The sequence below is a fragment of the Pseudomonas sp. NPDC077649 genome, from assembly GCF_044542855.1.
Taxonomy (GTDB): Bacteria; Pseudomonadota; Gammaproteobacteria; order Pseudomonadales; family Pseudomonadaceae; genus Aquipseudomonas.
On sequence record NZ_JBITVF010000001.1, the window covers coordinates 809126 to 824238 of the forward strand.

A 15113-nucleotide genomic window follows, 5' to 3' on the forward strand; every position below is an offset into this window, starting at 1 on the left:
TGCGATTACTCGGCAGCGCCTTCTTCTTTCACGCGGCTGGCGTGGATGTTGGCCACGGCCAGGTCGTTACCGTGAGCCAGTGCGACCAGCTCGACGCCTTTCGGCAGCTTGAGGTCGGACAGGTGAACGGTCTGACCGACTTCTACGGCAGCCAGGTCGACTTCGAGGAATTCCGGCAGGTCTTGCGGCTGGCAGGAAACTTCGACTTCGTTGATGGTGTGGGAGGCTTCGCCGCCCTGCTGCTTCACGCCAACGGAGGTAGCTTCGTTGAGGAAGTGCAGCGGTACGTGGGCGCTCAGCTTCTGGCCGGCGACGACGCGCTGGAAGTCGGCGTGCAGGACGAAGCCTTTGGCCGGGTGGCGCTGCAGGGCCTTGATCACCACGTTTTCGGTGGTGCCGGCAACGTTCAGGGCCAGTACGTGGCTGAACGCGGCTTCGTTTTCCAGCAGCTTGGCCAGTTGGTTGGTCAGCAGGCTGATGGATTGCGGGGCCTTGTCGCCACCGTAGATCACGGCAGGAACCAGGTTGGCGTTACGACGCAGGCGGCGGCTCGCACCTTTCCCCAGGTCGGAACGCACTTCGGCATTCAGGGTAAAGTCAGTCATTGCATTTCTCCAAAATAACCAAACCGCCTGCACGCTTGCGACCAGCGTTGGGCGGTAGGGCAAAAAGCCCCGCACGAGGCGGGGCAGTGTTGATCTGGCCTGTTCCGCTTAGCGGAACATGGCGCTGATCGATTCTTCGTTGCTGATGCGGCGGACCGCTTCGGCGACGACCGGGGCGATGTCGAGCTGGCGAATGCGCGAGCAGGACTGTGCCGCAGCGGACAGCGGGATGGTGTTGGTGACCACCAGCTCGTCCAGGACGGAATTCTCGATGTTCTCGATGGCGCGGCCGGACAGCACCGGGTGGGTGCAGTAGGCGTAGACCTTGGCGGCGCCGCGCTCTTTCAGCGCCTTGGCGGCGTGGCAGAGGGTGCCGGCGGTGTCGACCATGTCGTCGACCAGGATGCAGGTACGGCCTTCGACGTCGCCGATGATGTGCATCACTTCGGACTGGTTGGCCTTCTCGCGACGCTTGTCGATGATCGCCAGGTCGACACCCAGGCTCTTGGCCACGGCGCGGGCGCGGACGACGCCGCCGATGTCGGGGGAGACGATCATCAGGTTGTCGAAGCGCTGGTCTTCGATGTCGTCGACCAGGACCGGGGAGCCGTAGATGTTGTCCACCGGAATGTCGAAGAAGCCCTGGATCTGGTCGGCGTGCAGGTCGACGGTCAGCACGCGGTCGATGCCGACCACGGTGAGCATGTCGGCCACTACCTTGGCGCTGATCGCCACGCGCGCGGAACGCGGACGGCGATCCTGGCGGGCGTAACCGAAGTAGGGGATGACCGCAGTGATGCGGGTCGCCGAGGAACGGCGGAAGGCATCGGCCATCACTACCAGTTCCATCAGGTTGTCGTTGGTGGGCGCACAGGTCGGCTGAATCAGGAACACGTCCTTGCCGCGGACGTTCTCGTTGATTTCGATCATGACTTCGCCGTCGGAAAACTTGCCGACCGAAGCATCGCCGAGGGGAATGTGCAGCTGACGAACGATCCGTCGCGCCAGATCGGGGTTTGCGTTCCCCGTGAAGACCATCATCTTGGACACGCGCAGTACCTGCCGGCTGGGGTATACCTGGATGGGTATGGAAAATGGCAGGGGCGGCTGGATTCGAACCAACGCATGGCAGGATCAAAACCTGCTGCCTTACCGCTTGGCGACGCCCCTATATTCTGTGTCGAACGCTGTGTGATACGGCTGGCGATGCCTCCCGTGGGAGGTTATGGCAGGGGCGGCTGGATTCGAACCAACGCATGGCAGGATCAAAACCTGCTGCCTTACCGCTTGGCGACGCCCCTGTATCGTATAACCGAATGCTCAGCATTCACTTCTTGGCCAATGCTTGGAGCCTGCGGTGCAGCATCGAGATGTTGCGACCTTGAGCGACAAAGCTCGGCAGAGTGCCTGGAAGTTGGCGGGCGACTTTATCAGCATCGTCCCGCTTTGGGAAGCTCCCAAATACGCAAGCTCCAGTGCCGGTCAATCTAGCTGAAACAAATTTGTTCAACAAGATCAAAGCGTTACGAACCTCTGGGTAACGCTTCTCGACCACCGGCTGGCAGTCGTTTCGACCACCCCCCGCAAGAAGGCTGCGAACTTTAATGGGCGGCGTATCCCGTGTCAACTCGGGCGCGCCGAAAACTTCTGCTGTGCTGACAAAGACTTGCGGCACGGCGACGAGGAACCAGGGCTCGTCCAGTTCGACCGGCGTGAGGCGCTCGCCGACGCCCTCGGCGAAGGCCGCGCGGCCGCGCACGAACACCGGTACGTCGGCGCCCAGGGCCAGGCCCAGCTCGGCCAGGCGCTCCTCGCCGAGCTGGGTGTGCCACAGGTGGTCGAGGCCGAGCAGGGTGGTAGCGGCGTCCGAGCTGCCGCCACCGATGCCGCCGCCCATGGGCAGGCGCTTGTCCAGCCAGATATCGGCGCCGAGCGCGGTGCCGGAGGCCTGCTGCAGGCGCCTGGCGGCGCGCACGATCAGGTTGCTGTCGTGCGGCACGCCGTCGATGGGCGTGTGCAGGCGGATTTCGCCGTCCTGGCGGACGCTGAAGCCCAGCTCGTCGCCGTGGTCGAGAAACTGGAACAGGGTCTGCAGCTCGTGATAGCCGTCGGCGCGGCGGCCGAGGATATGCAGCATCAGGTTGAGCTTGGCCGGGGCGGGCAGGATGAGTTCGGCGTGGGCGGGGATGGGCGTGGCGGTCATAGGTGCAAGTTGGCGAATTGTGGGGGGCGGGAGAGGGCGGGCTACGGCTTTTAGCTTGTAGGGTGGATGACGCTTTTCCATCCACCGGCTGCGGTGGAAAACGCTTCGCGGTTTTCCACCCTAGGTGCGATTAGGTCGTCATTCCCCGGATTTCATCCGGGCTACGGAAACTACTGGCCCAGCAGACGCGGTTGCCAGTCCTTGATCACCAGGGTCACTTCCAGGTCCTGGCCGTACAGCTTGAGGCGCTCGGGCAGGGCGTAGCCGTTCTGCTGGGCGTAGCGCTGGTATTCCACTTGCCAGCCGTCCTGCTCCAGGCGCGCCAGGTGGCTGTCGCCGTCGAGGGTCAGGCGGCTGCGGCTGTCCGGTGCGGGCAGGCCGCGAATCCACCACAAGAGGTTGGACACCGGCAGGTCGAGGCGCAGCTGTTCGCGTAGCAGGGCTTCCGGCGAGGCGGCCTGGTAGCGGCCGCGGTTGGCCACTTCCAGGAGGATGTCGCCGGGGCGGCCGGTCAGGCGCGCGGCGCCGCCGCCGAGCGGGCCGGACAGGCGGATGTCGTAGTAGTCCTGGCGCTGCAGCCAGAACAGCGTGGCGCTGCCGGAATCGCGCGGGGCGCGGATGCCGATCTTGCCGCTGATCTGCCAGCCGTCGAGCTGGGTGATCTGCCGTTTGTGGGCTTGCCACTGGGCGGGGTCGCCCTGGCCTTCCAGCGCTTCGCGCGAGGTAAGGCCGGCGCAACCGGCGAGCAGGGCGATCAGGCTGAAAACGAGGAGGTGGCGCAGGAACATCAGAGCGTCTCGGAACCGGTCAGGCGCAGCAGGGTGCCGCGCAGGATGGAGCTGTCGGGGGTTTCGGCCAGTGCGTCGCGCCAGACGCGCCGGGCTTCGCGCTGTTTGCCCTGGGCCCAGAGCACTTCGCCGAGGTGGGCGGCGACTTCGTGGTCGGGGAATTTCTCCAGGGCCAGGCGCAGCAGACGTTCGGCCTCGTCGAGCCTGCCCTGGCGGTAGTTGACCCAGCCCAGGCTGTCGAGGATGGCCGGGTCGTCCGGGCTGAGCTGGTGGGCCTTTTCGATCAGCTCGCGCGCTTCTTCATAGCGCGTGGTGCGGTCGGCCAGGGTGTAGCCGAGGGCGTTGAGGGCCATGGCGTGATCCGGCTCGCGTTCGAGGATGAAGCGCAGGTCGCTTTCCAGCTGGCCGAGGTCGTCGCGCTTCTCCGCCAGCATGGCTCGGGTATAGAGCAGGTTCAGGTCGTTGGGGAACTGCTCCAGGCCTTGCTGGATCACGGCCCAGGCCGGTTCGACCTGGCTGCGGTTGCTCAGCGCCTCGGCCTCGATCAGGTACAGCTGGATGGCGTAGTCGGGCTGCGCCTCGCGGGCCTGGGCCAGGCGGGCGCTGGCTTCCGCGCCGCGCTGCTGGGCGAACAGCAGTTCGGCCTGGCGTTGCTGGGCCGGCAGGTAGTCGTTGCTCGGGCCGACCAGGCCGTATTCCTGCAGGGCGCTGTCGGCGTCCTCCAGGGCCTCGTAGGCGCGGCCGAGGTTGTAGTGGGCGGCGTCGACATGGCTGCGCCGCTCGACCAGTTCTTCCAGGTAGACGATGGCCTCTTCCCAGGCCTCGGCCTCCAGGCACACCAGGGCCAGGGAGAAACGCAGGTCGTCGTCGTTGGGATTTTCCTGGACCAGGGTGGAGAACTCGCCCTTGGCCTCGTCGAGGCGATCCTGTTCCACCAGCAGGCGCGCGTAGGTCAGGCGCAGGCGCTTGTCGTCCGAGTGCTGGCGAATGCCCTTCTCCAGCAGCGGTAGGGCCTCGTCGCCGCGTTTCAGGCTTTGCAGCAGGCGTGCGCGCAGCAGCAGCGGGGAGACTTCGGTCTGGCTGCTCGGCTGGCTTTCCAGCAGGGCCAGGGCTTCCTCGGCGCGGCCGTCCTGTTGCAGCAGGATGGCCTTGCCGAACAGTAGCTGGCTGTTGTCCGGGTACTTGCTCTGCAGGCGGTCGAAGCCCTGCAGCAGGCCGGCGCGGGTGTCCGGGTCGGTTTCCGCGGCGGACAGGGCGAGGAAGTCGAAATGGGTGTCGCCCTGGCGTTGCAGCACCCCTTCCATAAAGGTCATGGACTCGTCGTAGCGGCCGGCGCGCGCCAGTTGCACGGCGGCGGCGCGCTGCGCGTCGATATTGCCGGGGGCGTTCTCGGCCCAGATCAGCGCGCTGTCCAGCGCCGCCTGTTCGGCGCCGAGGTATTCGGCGATGCGGAAGGCGCGCTCGGCGACGCCGGCGTCGCCGGTGGCATTGGCCTGCTGCACGTAGTTGCCGAGGGCGATGTCGAAGCGGTTGCGCTGCCCGGCCAGCTCGGCGGTGAGCAGGGCGAACAGGGTTTCCTGGCTGAACGAGCCGTATTCGCTCGGCTCCAGCTGGGTCTTCTGGTCGGCTTCCTGCACCGGCGGGGTGCCGTCCGGCTCGCTGGGGGCGAAGGTTTGGCAACCGCCGAGCAAGGCGAGTGCGGTGAGCAACGCGAGGGGTCTGTTCATAGGGCCTTGTCGTGCGTTATTTCCGGGCGGCTGGCGCCCTGCGACGTTCGCGGCATCATGACACAAGCCATGGGGCAAGCCCACTGGCAGCGGACGCCGCGGCGAACTGTCTATTGGGACAATAGGTCGCGGTAGTTGTTCTCGCCGGGTCGAAGTAGGACAATCGCCGCCTTCCGTACTGCCCCTCAGCGACCCTGCATGGCCTTTATCGCCCTCGGTATCAACCACAAGACCGCCTCGGTAGAGGTGCGCGAGCGCGTTGCCTTCACCCCGGAGCAACTGGTCGAGGCCTTGCAGCAGCTGTGCCGGCTGACCCCCAGTCGCGAGGCGGCGATCCTCTCCACCTGCAACCGCAGCGAGCTGTACCTGGAGCAGGATCAGCTGAGCATCGACGAGGTGCTGCAGTGGCTGGCCGACTATCACCGCCTGAGCCTCGACGAGCTGCGCGCCTGCGCCTACGTGCACAGCGACAACGACGCGGTGCGCCATATGATGCGCGTGGCCTGCGGGCTGGACTCGATGGTGCTCGGCGAGCCGCAGATTCTCGGCCAGCTGAAGTCCGCCTATGCCGTGGCGCGCGAGGCCGGCACCGTCGGCCCGTTGCTCGGCCGGCTGTTCCAGGCCACCTTCAGCACCGCCAAGACCGTGCGCACCGACACCGCCATCGGCGAGAACCCGGTGTCGGTGGCCTTCGCCGCGGTCAGCCTGGCCAAGCAGATCTTCGCCGACCTGCACCGCAGCCAGGCGCTGCTGATCGGCGCCGGCGAGACCATCAGCCTGGTGGCGCGCCACCTGCACGATCAGGGCATCAAGCGCATCGTCGTCGCCAACCGCACCCTGGAGCGCGCCAGCCAGCTGGCCGAGCAGTTCGGCGCGCACGCCGTGCTGCTGTCGGACATCCCCGAGGTGCTGGCGCACAGCGATATCGTCATCAGCTCCACCGCCAGCCAGCTGCCGATTCTCGGCAAGGGCGCGGTGGAAAGCGCGCTGAAAAAACGCAAGCACAAGCCGATCTTCATGGTCGACATCGCCGTGCCGCGCGATATCGAGTCGCAGGTCGGCGAGCTGGACGACGTCTACCTCTATACCGTCGACGACCTGCACGAGGTCATCGAGGAAAACCTCAAGAGCCGCCAGGGCGCGGCGCAGGCCGCCGAGGAGCTGATCGCCGCCGGCACCGAGGAGTTCATGCAGCGCCTGCGCGAGCTGGCCGCGGTGGACGTGCTCAAGGCCTACCGCCAGCAGGCCGAGCGTCTGCGCGACGAGGAGCTGGCCAAGGCCCAGCGCCTGCTGGCCAATGGTGCCAGTGCCGAAGAGGTGATGGCGCAACTGGCCCGCGGCCTGACCAACAAGCTGCTGCACGCGCCCAGTGTGCGCATGAAGAAACTCACCGCCGAAGGGCGCCTCGATGCGCTCGGTCTGGCCCAGGAACTCTTCGCCCTCGACGAGGGCGCGCCGCAGGACAAAGGTCTGCAATGAAAGCTTCACTGTTGAACAAGCTGGACAACCTCAGCGACCGCTTCGAGGAGCTGACGGCGCTGCTCGGCGACGCCGAGGTGATCGCCAAGCAGAGCCAGTTCCGCGCCTATTCCAAGGAATACGCCGAGATCGAGCCGGTGATCGCCACCTTCCGCGAGCTGCGCAAGGTGCAGGGCGACCTCGAAAGCGCCCAGGCGCTGCTCAAGGACAGCGACCCGGACCTGCGCGAGATGGCCGAAGAGGAAGTGGCCCAGGCCAAGGAAGCCCTGGTCGCCCTGGAAGACAAGCTGCAGCGCATGCTGCTGCCGAAAGACCCCAACGACGGCCGCAACGTCTACCTGGAGGTGCGCGCCGGCACCGGCGGCGACGAGGCGGCGATCTTCTCCGGCGATTTGTTCCGCATGTACTCGCGCTACGCCGAGAAGCAGGGCTGGCGGGTCGAGGTGCTGTCGTGCAACGAAGGCGAGCACGGCGGCTTCAAGGAGGTGATCGCCCGCGTCGAGGGCGACAACGTCTACGCCAAGCTCAAGTTCGAGTCCGGCGCCCACCGCGTGCAGCGCGTGCCGGAAACCGAGTCCCAGGGCCGCATCCACACCTCTGCCTGCACCGTGGCGGTGCTGCCGGAGCCGGACGAGCAGGCGGCCATCGAGATCAACCCGGCCGACCTGCGCGTCGACACCTACCGCTCATCCGGCGCCGGCGGCCAGCACGTCAACACCACCGACTCGGCGATCCGCATCACCCACATTCCCACCGGCACCGTGGTGGAATGCCAGGAAGAGCGTTCGCAGCACAAGAACCGCGCCAAGGCCATGGCCTGGCTGGCGGCCAAGCTGCAGGACCAGCAGGAAGCCGCGGCGCACAAGGAAATCTCCGAGACGCGCAAGCTGCTGGTGGGCTCGGGCGACCGCTCCGAGCGCATCCGCACCTACAACTTCCCGCAGGGCCGGGTCACCGACCACCGCATCAACCTGACCCTGTATTCGCTGAACGAAGTGATCGCCGGCGGCGTCGACGCCATCATCGAGCCGCTGCTGGCCGAGTACCAGGCCGACCAGTTGGCGGCGCTGGGCGATTGAGTGCAGCCGCACGGTGTGCGCCTCGTAGGCTGCGCCGTGCGCACCGCAGCCCGGAGGCGATCCGGGAAGAGCTGACAGACCCGTAGGGTGGATGACGCTGTTTTCATCCACCATCCCGCACGGTGGGTCGATAAAGCGCGAGCTACGCGCCGATCCACCCTACGAGAGAACCATGGCCACCATCGAATCGCTGCTCAATACCGCCGATCTACCCGACTCGCCCACCCCGCGGTTGGACGCCGAGCTGCTGCTCGCCGCCGCCTTGGGCAAGCCGCGCAGCTACCTGCGCACCTGGCCGGAGCGCGAGCCGGATGCCGAGCAATTGGCCCGGTTCCAGGCGAGCCTGCTGCGTCGTCGCAGTGGCGAGCCGGTGGCCTATATCCTTGGCCACCAGGGCTTCTGGAGCCTGGATCTGGAGGTGGCGAGCCATACCCTGATTCCGCGCCCGGACACCGAACTGCTGGTGGAAAGCGCCCTCGAGCTGCTGCCGGCCACGCCGCTGGCGGTGCTGGACCTGGGTACCGGCAGCGGCGCCATCGCCTTGGCCCTGGCCAGCGAGCGGCCGGCCTGGCGCGTCACCGGGGTGGACCGGGTGGCGGAGGCGGTGGCCCTGGCCGAGCGCAATCGCCAGCGCCTCAAGCTGGACAATGCCGAGTTTCTCCACAGCCACTGGTTCTCCGCCCTGGCCGGCCGGCGCTATGGCCTGATCCTCAGCAACCCGCCCTATATTCGCGCCGACGACCATCACCTCGATCAGGGCGACCTGCGTTTCGAACCGAGCAGCGCGCTGGTCTCCGGCGCCGACGGGCTGGACGATATCCGTGTCATCATCCAGGCCGCGCTGGCCCATCTGCAGCCCGGCGGCTGGCTGCTGCTGGAGCACGGCTTCGATCAGGCCGAGGCGGTGCGCGCGCTGCTCAAAGCTGCCGGCTTCGCCGAGGTGGACAGCCGGCGTGACCTGGCCGGCCACCAGCGCATCAGTCTGGGACGTTTCCATCATGAGTGACCCCAACATGCTCAGCGACGACGAGCTGCTGCGCTACAGCCGGCAGATTCTCCTCAAACAGATCGACGTCGACGGCCAGTTGCGCCTCAAGCAGAGCCGCGCGCTGATCGTCGGCCTCGGCGGGCTGGGCTCGCCGGTGGCGCTGTACCTGGCCGCCGCCGGCGTCGGCGAGTTGCACCTGGCCGACTTCGACCGCGTCGACCTGACCAACCTGCAGCGGCAGATCGCCCACGACACCAATAGCATCGGCCAGGCCAAGGTGGATTCGGCCATGGCGCGGCTGGCCGCGATCAATCCGCAGATCACCCTGGTGCCGCATCGCCAGGCGCTGGACGCCGACTCGCTGGCCGCCGCGGTGAGCGGCGTCGACCTGGTGCTGGACTGCTCGGACAACTTCGCCACCCGCGAGGCGGTCAACGCCGCCTGCGTGGCCGCCGGCAAACCGCTGGTGTCCGGCGCGGCGATCCGCCTGGAAGGCCAGCTCTCGGTATTCGATCCGCGCAATGCCGCCAGCCCCTGCTACCACTGCCTCTACGGCCACGGCAGCGAGGCCGAGCTGACCTGCAGCGAGGCCGGGGTGGTCGGCCCGCTGGTGGGCCTGGTCGGCAGCCTGCAGGCGCTGGAGGCGCTCAAGCTGCTGGCCGGCTTCGGCGAGCCGCTGGTCGGCCGCCTGCTGCTGATCGATGCCCTCGGCACGCGCTTTCGCGAGCTGCGGGTCAAGCGCGATCCGGCCTGCAACGTGTGCGGCGGTGGCGATGGCCGGTAACGCGCCGGTCGGCGTGTTCGACTCGGGGGTCGGCGGCCTGTCGGTGCTGCGCGAGATTCGCCAGTTGCTGCCGCACGAGTCGCTGCTCTACGTCGCCGACAGCGGCTACGTGCCCTACGGCGAGAAGAGCCCCGAGTTCATCCGCGAGCGCAGCCGTGCCATCGCCGAATTCCTCCTCGCCCAGGGCGCCAAGGCGCTGGTGCTGGCCTGCAACACCGCCACCGTGGCGGCGGTGGCCGAGCTGCGCGAGCGTTACCCGGCGCTGCCCATCGTCGGCATGGAGCCGGCGGTCAAGCCGGCCGCGGCGGCCACCCGCAGCGGCGTGGTCGGCGTGCTGGCCACCACCGGCACGCTGAAGAGCGCCAAGTTCGCCGCCTTGCTCGACCGCTTCGCCAGCGATGTGCGGGTGATCACCCAGCCCTGTCCGGGACTGGTGGAGTGCATCGAGGCCGGCGCGCTGGAGGCGCCGGCCACCCGCGAGCTGCTGCAGGGCTATGTCGCACCGCTGCTGGCCGAGGGCTGCGACACGCTGATCCTCGGCTGCACCCATTACCCCTTCCTCAAGCCGCTGCTGCGTCGTCTGGTGCCGGACTCGGTGAGCCTGATCGACACCGGCGCGGCGGTGGCGCGCCAGCTGCAGCGCCTGCTCGAACAGGGCCAGCTGCTGGCCGCCGGGCCGGCGCAGGCGACCCGTTACTGGAGCAGCGGGTCGCCTGCGCAAATGCAGCGGGTATTGCCGGTGCTGCTGGGCGAGACGGCCGAAGTACGGGCATTCTGAGCGGGGTTTTGTACCTTTGTAGCCTTTCGCTCATAACGAAGGCTTCTATACTGAGGTGCAGGTCATTCGTTCTAGCTGACTTCTCGAGAAGGAATAATTCATGAAGAAGCTGTGTGTTTTGGCTGCCTGTGCAGCCTTGTCCATGGGACAGATGGGGGCGGTACAGGCGGCGGACGTGACCGCTGCCATCGGCCAGAGCGGCGATTCCACCATGGTCTATCGCCTGGGGGCGCAATGGGACTGGAGCAGCAGCTGGCTGCAGAGCGACGTCGGTCGCCTGACCGGCTACTGGGATCTGGGGTACACCTATTGGGACGGCGACGAGACGGCGAGCAACCACAGTCTGTCGTTCGCTCCGGTGTTCGTCTACGAGTTCGCCGGCCAGCACGTGCGCCCCTATATCGAGGCGGGCATCGGCGTGGCGGCCTTCTCCAGCACCGAGCTGGAAGACAACGACCTGGGCTCGTCCTTCCAGTTCGAGGACCGCATCGGCGTTGGCCTGCGCTTCTCCGGCCAGGAGGTCGGCCTGCGCGCGGTGCACTACTCCAACGCCGGCCTGAAGAACCCCAACGACGGCGCCGAAGCCTACACCCTGCATTATCGGCTGAGCTTCTGAACCAAAAGACCGGGCCAGTCCCGGTCTTTATTCGTTGCGCGTCTCGCCTGGGGATTGGGGGCGCGCGGCGCACGGGGTTACTCCGTTATCGATAGGCCCCGGCGATACCGCGGCGCTGCTCCAGGCACTCGGCCGCGCCCAGCTCGAATTCGCGGCAGATCAGCGGGCGCACTGCGTAGATGGTGCAGCGCATGCTGTCGCGATCCAGCGCCGCGCACCAGCCGTCGTCCAGGCGGCGCATCACCTCGCCGCCCCACTGGTCGGTATCGATATAGCGCGGCGGCACGCCGCTGTCGCCGAACAGCATCACTTCCAGCTGGCAGCAGCAGGCCGCGCAGGTGCTGCAGCTGACTTCGGGCTCGCTCGGCAATTGGCTGTGGGGGATGGTCTGGCTCATGGCGCGGCAGTGTACGCCAAGGCTCGCCGTCGTGCTGTGCGGACGGCTGAGCGGTTCGCGGCGCCGGTTGGCGCCGAGCGCCGCGAAGGCCGACAGGGAGCGCGCGGCGCTCCGCCCGTCGATCTCAAGGCCGAATCTACGCCGCTCGCCGGCTACGCAGACTCTGTTCGTACTGGGCGCGATACAGCCGGGCGAAGCCGTGCAGCACCGGCATCGCCACCGCCCAGACCGCGGCGAGGATGGCCAGGGTCGGCCAGGTGCCCAGCGGCAGGCCGACGCCGGCGATCTGCGCGCCGCCGTAGTAGGACAGCGGCGCCGCCAGCGCGCCGAGCAGGCTGCCTTTCCACCAGGGCTGCGCGGTCCAGGCCAGGCAATGGTTGAGGGTGCTGGCCAGCAGCAGCCAGAGCAGCGCCAGCCACAGCGGGATCAGTTGGCGCGGCTCGCCGAAGTCGAACAGGCCGAGGTTGAGCAGGAAGCTGTCCAGCGCGCTGCCGGCGAGAAACACGCTGAGCAGCAGCTTGCCCTCCGCCGCCCAACTGCTGACCCACAGCAGGTGCACCGCCATGATCGCCGCCACCAGCAGCAGCCAGGGGCTGTCGCCGGCGAATACGCAGGCCAGCCAGCCGAGCTGGAAGAGAAGGGCGTTGGCGATCAGTTTAGGCATCGAAGTTTCCTAGCAGAGGGGCGGGCCGCGCGGCCGGCTTGGCCAGCAGCAGTTGCGCGGTGCCAATGGTGCGTTCGAGGAAGCCTCCCTCGCAATAGCACAGGTAGAACTCCCAGAGTCGGTAGAAGTAGTCGTCGTAGCCCAACTGCTCCAGGCGCTGGCGGGCCTGGCGCAGGTTGTCGTGCCACAGGCGCAGGGTACGCGCGTAGTGCAGGCCGAAATCTTCCATATGGTGCAGGTTGAAGTCGGTATGGCGGCCGACCACCTCGAGCATCTTCTGCACGGAGGGCAGGGCGCCGCCGGGAAAGATGTAGCGCTGGATGAAGTCCACCGACTTGCAAGCCTGCTCGTAGCGTTGATCACGGATGGTGATGGCCTGCAGCAGCATCAGCCCGTCGGGTTTGAGCAGGCGCGCGCACTGCTGGAAGTAGGTGGGCAGGAAACGGTGGCCGACCGCCTCGATCATCTCGATAGAGACCAGCTTGTCGTACTGGCCCTCGAGGTCGCGGTAATCCTCCAGCAGCAGGGTGATGCGATCCTCCAGGCCCAGCTCGCGGATACGCCGTGCGGTATGGGCATGCTGCTCGCGCGACAAGGTGGTGGTGGTCACCCGGCAGCCGTAGCGGGTGGCGGCATGGATGGCCATGCTGCCCCAGCCGGTGCCGATCTCCAGCAGGTGGTCGGATGGCCTGAGCGCCAGCTTCTGGCAGATGCGCTCCAGCTTGTTGAGCTGCGCCTGCTCCAGGCTGTCATCCGCGCCTTTGAACATGGCCGCCGAATACATCATGGTCGGGTCGAGGAACTGCTCGAACAGTTCGTTGCCCAGGTCGTAGTGCGCGGCGATATTGCGCCGCGAGCCCTGGCGGGTGTTGCGGTTGAGCCAGTGCAGGCCCTGGATCAGCGGCCGGCCGAGTTGCGCCAGGCCGCGCTCCATGGCGTCGAGCACCTCCAGATTGGCGACGAAGATGCGGATCACCGCGGTCAGGTCCGGGGTGCTCCAGTACCCGTGGATATAGGCCTCGCCCGAGCCGATCGAACCGTTGCCGGCCACCAGGCCCCAGACCGCGCCGTCGAGCACGCGGATTTCGCCGCGCAGGCTGGCCTGCGGGTCGCCGAAGTGCAGGGTCTCGGCGCCCTCGTGGATGGTCAGCCGGCCATGGCGCAGGCGACCCAGCTGGCGCAGTACGGCGCGGCGCAACAGGCCGGCACCGAGGCCGCTGCCGGCACGCACGCTGTCTTTGGCGGAGGTCAGGCTAGAGCTTTTCATAGGGCAGGTCCTTCGGTTGCGGGCGGGCGACGCGGAAGTCGCCTTCCGCGGCCTGGTGAGCGAACAGGGGCACGCGTTTGAGCAGCAGGCGCAGGGCCTGCCAGTAGATGGCCGCGAGGGTCTTGGCGGTCATCCAGGGGAAACTCAGCAGATGGCGGTGCAGGCTGGCGCGGCTCAGGGGCTGGCGCTGCAGGCTGAGGCTGGCGTCGAAGAGCTTTTCCTCGCCGTTCCAGTCGGCCATATGAATGCCCAGGCGCTCGCCCACCGGGCTGAAGCTCATGCGGTACTCAAGCTCGTGCGGCAGAAAGGGCGAGACGTGGAAGGCCTTGGCCACGCTGAACTGCTGCCGCCCAGTGCCGGCTGCCGGCAGCACGTAGTGATAGCGCTCGCGCCAGGGCGTGTTGCTCACTTCGCAGAGGATCGCCAGCAGTTGCTCGTCGGCGTCGAAGCAGTAGAAGAAGCTCGCCGGGTTGAACGCCAGGCCCCAGCTGCGCGGCTGGGTCAGCAGGCAGATGCGCCCCAGCGGGCGCCGGCCGATGGCCTGCTCGACGCGCTGGCGCACCGCCTCGGCCAGGGGCATGCCGCCGCGGGTGAATTGCGGCAGGTAATCGGACTCGCGAAAGGCCAAGGGCATCCAGCGGCTGCGCCCGGCCAGCTTTGAGAGGGCGAACAGGGCGTCCTGCTCGTCCAGATCGAGGTAGAGCAGGCCCATGCGGTAGCGGAAGGCGTGCGCGCGCGGGGCGAAGCGCCGATGCTGCACCCAGCCGCTGTACAGGGCGCTGTGCATCACAGCGCCTCGCCGAAGGCGCGGGCCACGCGCAGCGCGCTGAGCACGCCGTCCTCGTGGAAGCCGTTGGCCCAGTAGGCGCCGCAGTAGTAGCTGTGCTGGGCGCCTTGCAGCTCTTCCCAGCGCGCCTGGGCGCTCACGCCGGCGAGGCTGTACTGCGGGTGGGCGTAACGAAAGCGTGCGAGCACCTTGGCCGGGTCGATGGCCGCGCCCTGGTTGAGGCTGACGCAGAAGGTGGTATCGCTGTCGATGCCCTGCAGGATGTTCATGTTATAGGTGACCGCTGCCGGCAGATCGGTCGGCCCGCCCAGGCGGTAGTTCCAGCTGGCCCAGGCCAGCTTGCGCCGGGGTAGCAGGCGCGTATCGGTATGCAGCACCACCTCGTTGTCGGCGTAGGGCAGGGCGCCGAGGATGGCCTGCTCGGCGGCGCTGGGCTTGGCCAGCAGGGCCAGGGCCTGGTCGCTGTGGCAGGCGAATACCACCTTGTCGAAGCGCTCGGCGCCCGCGGCGCTGTGCAGGGTGACGCCGCCGGCGTCGCGCTCGACCCGCTGCACCGGGCAGTTCAGGCGGATGCGCTCGGCGAAGCCGGCGGTCAGCGGCGCCACGTAGCTGCGCGAGCCGCCGGCGATCACCTGCCACTGCGGGCGGTCGCTGATCGACAGCAGGCCGTGGTTCTTGCAGAAGCGCACGAAGAACTGCAGCGGAAAACCGAGCATGCCGGCCAGCGACATCGACCAGATCGCCGCGCCCATGGGCACTATGTAGTGGTCGATGAAGCGCTGGCCGTAGCCGTTGCGCGCGAGGTAGTCGCCGAGGGTGGTGTCGGCGGCGATGCGGCCGCAGGCCAGGTCGTCCTGGGTCTGGCGGTTGAAGCGCAGGATGTCGCGCAGCATGCCCCAGAATCCCGGCGAGACCAGGTTGCGGCGTTGGGCGAACAGGCTGTTGAGGTCG

16 protein-coding genes and 2 tRNA genes are annotated in these 15113 nt (G+C 67.5%); 6 read left to right on the plus strand and 12 right to left on the minus strand.

Going from position 1 to position 15113, the window contains the following annotated elements; genetic code table 11:
- Positions 1-5: 5 nt before the first annotated feature.
- The 7 genes from ACIGFL_RS03585 to ACIGFL_RS03615 form a co-directional block, all read right to left on the minus strand.
- Entirely contained in the window at positions 6-605 is a 600-nt protein-coding gene (locus ACIGFL_RS03585; protein ID WP_397496158.1) for a 50S ribosomal protein L25/general stress protein Ctc, read from the minus strand.
- Between the two features lie 108 nt (positions 606-713).
- Positions 714-1655: a ribose-phosphate pyrophosphokinase gene (locus tag ACIGFL_RS03590; RefSeq protein WP_003244667.1), complete on the minus strand. Its 942-nt coding sequence runs from the start codon at positions 1653-1655 to the stop codon at positions 714-716.
- Positions 1656-1700: 45 nt separating this feature from the next.
- Positions 1701-1775: transfer RNA gene (locus tag ACIGFL_RS03595), tRNA-Gln, on the minus strand.
- Positions 1776-1831: 56 nt separating this feature from the next.
- Positions 1832-1906, minus strand: a tRNA-Gln gene (locus ACIGFL_RS03600).
- 26 nt (positions 1907-1932) lie between these two features.
- Positions 1933-2808, minus strand: coding sequence for a 4-(cytidine 5'-diphospho)-2-C-methyl-D-erythritol kinase (ispE, locus tag ACIGFL_RS03605; RefSeq protein ID WP_397485926.1), 876 nt, complete (start codon positions 2806-2808; stop codon positions 1933-1935).
- Between the two features lie 170 nt (positions 2809-2978).
- Complete coding sequence (gene lolB, locus ACIGFL_RS03610; protein WP_021446123.1) at positions 2979-3596, minus strand: lipoprotein insertase outer membrane protein LolB; 618 nt, start codon at positions 3594-3596, stop codon at positions 2979-2981.
- On the minus strand, positions 3596-5323 hold the full coding sequence (locus ACIGFL_RS03615) for a tetratricopeptide repeat protein (RefSeq protein WP_397496159.1): 1728 nt from the start codon (positions 5321-5323) through the stop codon (positions 3596-3598). Before ACIGFL_RS03615 ends, lolB begins: the two co-directional genes overlap by 1 nt.
- 198 nt (positions 5324-5521) lie before the next feature.
- Here ACIGFL_RS03615 and hemA point away from each other — a divergent pair, with 198 nt between their 5' ends.
- The 6 genes from hemA to ACIGFL_RS03645 all read left to right on the plus strand — a co-directional run bounded on the left by hemA (position 5522) and on the right by ACIGFL_RS03645 (position 11047).
- Positions 5522-6802 carry a glutamyl-tRNA reductase gene (gene hemA, locus ACIGFL_RS03620; RefSeq protein ID WP_397496160.1) on the plus strand — a complete coding sequence of 427 codons (1281 nt, stop codon included), beginning with the start codon at positions 5522-5524 and terminating at the stop codon, positions 6800-6802.
- Positions 6799-7881, plus strand: a complete 1083-nt coding sequence (gene prfA / locus ACIGFL_RS03625; protein WP_031304060.1) for a peptide chain release factor 1 — start codon at positions 6799-6801, stop codon at positions 7879-7881. Before hemA ends, prfA begins: the two co-directional genes overlap by 4 nt.
- Positions 7882-8053: 172 nt before the next feature.
- Positions 8054-8887 (plus strand): peptide chain release factor N(5)-glutamine methyltransferase, encoded by an 834-nt coding sequence (prmC, locus tag ACIGFL_RS03630; protein WP_397496161.1) that lies wholly within the window; start codon positions 8054-8056, stop codon positions 8885-8887.
- Positions 8888-8894: 7 nt separating this feature from the next.
- Complete coding sequence (locus ACIGFL_RS03635; protein WP_397496621.1) at positions 8895-9653, plus strand: molybdopterin-synthase adenylyltransferase MoeB; 759 nt, start codon at positions 8895-8897, stop codon at positions 9651-9653.
- The gene (gene murI, locus ACIGFL_RS03640) at positions 9643-10431 is read left to right on the plus strand and encodes a glutamate racemase (protein ID WP_397496162.1); all 789 of its coding nucleotides are present in this window, start codon (positions 9643-9645) and stop codon (positions 10429-10431) included. Before ACIGFL_RS03635 ends, murI begins: the two co-directional genes overlap by 11 nt.
- 100 nt (positions 10432-10531) lie before the next feature.
- The gene (locus ACIGFL_RS03645) at positions 10532-11047 is read left to right on the plus strand and encodes an acyloxyacyl hydrolase (protein ID WP_031302943.1); all 516 of its coding nucleotides are present in this window, start codon (positions 10532-10534) and stop codon (positions 11045-11047) included.
- 85 nt (positions 11048-11132) lie between these two features.
- Here ACIGFL_RS03645 and ACIGFL_RS03650 read toward each other — a convergent pair whose 3' ends face one another.
- From ACIGFL_RS03650 to ACIGFL_RS03670, 5 genes are all read right to left on the minus strand, one after another.
- Positions 11133-11444: a YkgJ family cysteine cluster protein gene (locus tag ACIGFL_RS03650; protein ID WP_021443347.1), complete on the minus strand. Its 312-nt coding sequence runs from the start codon at positions 11442-11444 to the stop codon at positions 11133-11135.
- A 136-nt stretch (positions 11445-11580) separates the two neighbouring features.
- Complete coding sequence (locus ACIGFL_RS03655) at positions 11581-12108, minus strand: DUF2878 domain-containing protein (RefSeq protein WP_397496163.1); 528 nt, start codon at positions 12106-12108, stop codon at positions 11581-11583.
- Positions 12101-13375 carry a cyclopropane-fatty-acyl-phospholipid synthase family protein gene (locus tag ACIGFL_RS03660; protein WP_021443345.1) on the minus strand — a complete coding sequence of 425 codons (1275 nt, stop codon included), beginning with the start codon at positions 13373-13375 and terminating at the stop codon, positions 12101-12103. Before ACIGFL_RS03660 ends, ACIGFL_RS03655 begins: the two co-directional genes overlap by 8 nt.
- Positions 13362-14162 carry a DUF1365 domain-containing protein gene (locus ACIGFL_RS03665; RefSeq protein ID WP_397496164.1) on the minus strand — a complete coding sequence of 267 codons (801 nt, stop codon included), beginning with the start codon at positions 14160-14162 and terminating at the stop codon, positions 13362-13364. The genes ACIGFL_RS03660 and ACIGFL_RS03665 overlap by 14 nt, the downstream gene beginning before the upstream one ends.
- Positions 14162-15113 (minus strand): NAD(P)/FAD-dependent oxidoreductase (locus ACIGFL_RS03670; RefSeq protein WP_397496165.1); only part of this gene is annotated, 952 nt, incomplete at its 5' end. The genes ACIGFL_RS03665 and ACIGFL_RS03670, both read right to left, overlap by 1 nt.

What these genes read in the sequence shown, in the direction of transcription:
- ACIGFL_RS03585 (WP_397496158.1), bottom strand. Translation starts at nt 605, where the DNA reads ATGACTGACTTTACCCTGAATGCCGAAGTGCGTTCCGACCTGGGGAAA.
- ispE (WP_397485926.1), bottom strand. Translation starts at nt 2,808, where the DNA reads ATGACCGCCACGCCCATCCCCGCCCACGCCGAACTCATCCTGCCCGCC.
- lolB (WP_021446123.1), bottom strand. Translation starts at nt 3,596, where the DNA reads ATGTTCCTGCGCCACCTCCTCGTTTTCAGCCTGATCGCCCTGCTCGCC.
- ACIGFL_RS03615 (WP_397496159.1), bottom strand. Translation starts at nt 5,323, where the DNA reads ATGAACAGACCCCTCGCGTTGCTCACCGCACTCGCCTTGCTCGGCGGT.
- hemA (WP_397496160.1), top strand. Translation starts at nt 5,522, where the DNA reads ATGGCCTTTATCGCCCTCGGTATCAACCACAAGACCGCCTCGGTAGAG.
- prfA (WP_031304060.1), top strand. Translation starts at nt 6,799, where the DNA reads ATGAAAGCTTCACTGTTGAACAAGCTGGACAACCTCAGCGACCGCTTC.
- prmC (WP_397496161.1), top strand. Translation starts at nt 8,054, where the DNA reads ATGGCCACCATCGAATCGCTGCTCAATACCGCCGATCTACCCGACTCG.
- ACIGFL_RS03635 (WP_397496621.1), top strand. Translation starts at nt 8,895, where the DNA reads ATGCTCAGCGACGACGAGCTGCTGCGCTACAGCCGGCAGATTCTCCTC.
- murI (WP_397496162.1), top strand. Translation starts at nt 9,643, where the DNA reads ATGGCCGGTAACGCGCCGGTCGGCGTGTTCGACTCGGGGGTCGGCGGC.
- ACIGFL_RS03645 (WP_031302943.1), top strand. Translation starts at nt 10,532, where the DNA reads ATGAAGAAGCTGTGTGTTTTGGCTGCCTGTGCAGCCTTGTCCATGGGA.
- ACIGFL_RS03650 (WP_021443347.1), bottom strand. Translation starts at nt 11,444, where the DNA reads ATGAGCCAGACCATCCCCCACAGCCAATTGCCGAGCGAGCCCGAAGTC.
- ACIGFL_RS03655 (WP_397496163.1), bottom strand. Translation starts at nt 12,108, where the DNA reads ATGCCTAAACTGATCGCCAACGCCCTTCTCTTCCAGCTCGGCTGGCTG.
- ACIGFL_RS03660 (WP_021443345.1), bottom strand. Translation starts at nt 13,375, where the DNA reads ATGAAAAGCTCTAGCCTGACCTCCGCCAAAGACAGCGTGCGTGCCGGC.
- ACIGFL_RS03665 (WP_397496164.1), bottom strand. Translation starts at nt 14,162, where the DNA reads ATGCACAGCGCCCTGTACAGCGGCTGGGTGCAGCATCGGCGCTTCGCC.